Source organism: Streptomyces himastatinicus ATCC 53653, from assembly GCF_000158915.1.
Taxonomy (GTDB): domain Bacteria; phylum Actinomycetota; class Actinomycetes; order Streptomycetales; family Streptomycetaceae; genus Streptomyces; species Streptomyces himastatinicus.
This window is the reverse complement of the sequence record NZ_GG657754.1, coordinates 880,447-882,739: the sequence shown is the minus strand read 5'-3', so window position 1 is coordinate 882,739 and position 2,293 is coordinate 880,447. Positions and strand designations below refer to the sequence as shown.

Genomic DNA, 2,293 nt, shown 5'->3' with positions numbered 1-2,293 from the left:
TGCGTCGGCAGTCTCAAACGGCGTACGGCTGGGTCTGGACGCCCTGACCGCGCAGGCCGACCTGCGCGCCGCCGTCGCCGACCGGCTGCTCGTCGTCACAGCGGACGGCGGCGGCTGCGTGTCCGACGCGGTGCGCGAAGCCGACAGCATCGTCCTGGCGGCGGCCCGGGCCCGCGGGGAGGAGCCGCCCCGGGCCACGGCCCGGTTCGGCTTCCGCTACCGGGGCTCGGTCCAGGGCTTCCAGCCCTGCCCGTACACCCCGTCCGGGCAACCGGGAGTGCTCGACGTGACCAACGCCGCCGACACCGGCGGCGCGCCCGGACTCGCCTGCGCTGCCGCGGCCTCGGCCCGGGACTGACCGCCGCCGCGTCCACCCCGGTCTTCCTCGACCCGGCCGACACGATGACGAACTTCTCCACGGTGGCCAGCCCCGCCCTCTACCCGGGCCAGCAGGTGACCGTCCGGCTCCGCGCCGACCGCGCACCCGCCCCGGCCGCCCGGCTCTATGCGCTCCACCACCGCGGCGGTGAGATCCGGCGCACCCGAGGCGAACCGTTCGCCCTCACGCGTGAACCGGCCACCGTGCGGTGGCGGATCCCCGACGTGGGCAACGACCTCGTTTTCCGGCTCGGCCTCGAACTGCGCTCCGCCATACGGTTCGACGGCACCGTCACCGTGGACCACATCGACTGGACGGGCGCACCGGAACACTTCGCCCAGTCCGGCATCCTGCTGTCCTCGATCTGGGACACCCGCCCCGCGCCGCTGGACGCCTGGGTCGCCTCGGCCCGTGACTTCGAGGCCGACTTCGGCTCCAGCTACTCCGTCTCGCACCCCGGCGACCTCGGGGTCGTCACCATCGGCTCCGGCGACTGGGACGACTACCGCGTCGCCTCCACCCTCACCTTCAGCCTCCACGACCTCGGCGGCCTGGTGGCGCGCAGCACCGGACACCGCCGCTTCTACGCCGGGGTCTTCTCCGGCGGCTCGCGGCTCAGCCTGGTCAAACAGCACGACCGCGAGCGCCGGGTGCTGGCGAGCCGGGCCTGGCCGTATCAGCAGGACACCCGCTACGACGTCCAACTGACCTGCGCCGGGGACGAGATCGCGCTCGCCGTCGACGGCCGGCCGGTCCTGAAGGCGACCGACCCCACCCTTCCCCACCGGCACGGCGGCGCGGGCTTCCTCGTCGAGCGCGGCACCATGCTCGCCGACGGGATCACCGTCGCCGCGACGCGGGGGAGTGGTGCCGTATGACGACACACCACGGACCCGCCGCACGGGACGGCTCGCCCGGCTACGCGGTGCTGGGCCACCTCATCATCGACGACCTCGTGTTCGCCGACGGCAGCGAGGTCAGGGGGATGCTCGGCGGCGCCGGTCTCTACGCCGCCCTCGGCGCGGCCCTCGTCGGCGAGCGCCCGGCCGGGCTGGTGTCCGGTGTGGGACGCGACCTGAGCCGTACCGCCCTGGACCGGATCGCGGCCGGGCGGATCTCGACGGCCGGGCTCACCGTGGCCGGGGAGCACACTCCCCGCTCGCGCGTCGTCTACGACGACGACGGCGCACGCACCGAGACACCGCTGCTGGGGCCGGACCACTTCCGCACCATGGCGCCGCGGGTGGCCGACACCCCCGCCGCCTGGGACTCCCTGCGCGGCGTCTACCTCTTCGCGGGGACGGACCCCCGCGACTGGGAGCACGTGACCGCATATGCCGAGGCCATGGGCTGCCGACTGCTGTGGGAGATCGCCGCGGACGTCTGCGTCCCGGAACACTTCGACGCGGTACGCGCCCTGCTCGGCCACGTCGACATCTTCTCCGCCAACCTCGCCGAGGCCCGCGCGCTGTGCGCCCTCGACCAGCCCGAGGACTGCGTCGCCACGCTGCTGAAGGCGGGCGCCGCGCGGGTCGGTCTGCGGATGGGCGCCGCGGGCGCGCTCGTGGCGGACGGCCGCGACGTATGGCACATCGGTGCCGCTCCCTCCGGCCCGGTGGCCGAGCCCCACCGGGGCGGGCAACTGCCACAGCGGCGCGCTGCTGTCCGCCTTCGCCGACACCGGCGACCTCGAACACGCGGGCCGCCGCGCCGCCGCCGCGGCGTCGTTCGCCATCGAGCAGCACGGACCGCCCGCGCTGTCCGGCCGTACGGGGGACGAACTGGCCGCCCGGGTCGACCGGCGCGCCCGGTCGACCGTCGTTCATCGTTTGTGACACAGCACTTGGAGCCCGCATGACGGACACAGCCCTGCGTGAGCAGGTCGCAAGCCTCGGCCAGCTGATCCGCGAGACC

The 2,293-nt window shown here is 74.6% G+C and carries 3 protein-coding genes; all 3 read left to right on the top strand.

What is annotated here, in order from left to right; all coding sequences use genetic code 11:
• Positions 1-358: hypothetical protein (locus SSOG_RS53200; protein WP_050799747.1), on the top strand; the 358-nt coding region annotated here is incomplete at its 5' end.
• Between the two features lie 44 nt (positions 359-402).
• The gene (locus tag SSOG_RS53195; RefSeq protein WP_009712737.1) at positions 403-1,257 is read left to right on the top strand and encodes a hypothetical protein; all 855 of its coding nucleotides are present in this window, start codon (positions 403-405) and stop codon (positions 1,255-1,257) included.
• Positions 1,254-2,237: a carbohydrate kinase family protein gene (locus tag SSOG_RS03045; protein ID WP_009712736.1), complete on the top strand. Its 984-nt coding sequence runs from the start codon at positions 1,254-1,256 to the stop codon at positions 2,235-2,237. The genes SSOG_RS53195 and SSOG_RS03045 overlap by 4 nt, the downstream gene beginning before the upstream one ends.
• Positions 2,238-2,293: the final 56 nt, after the last annotated feature.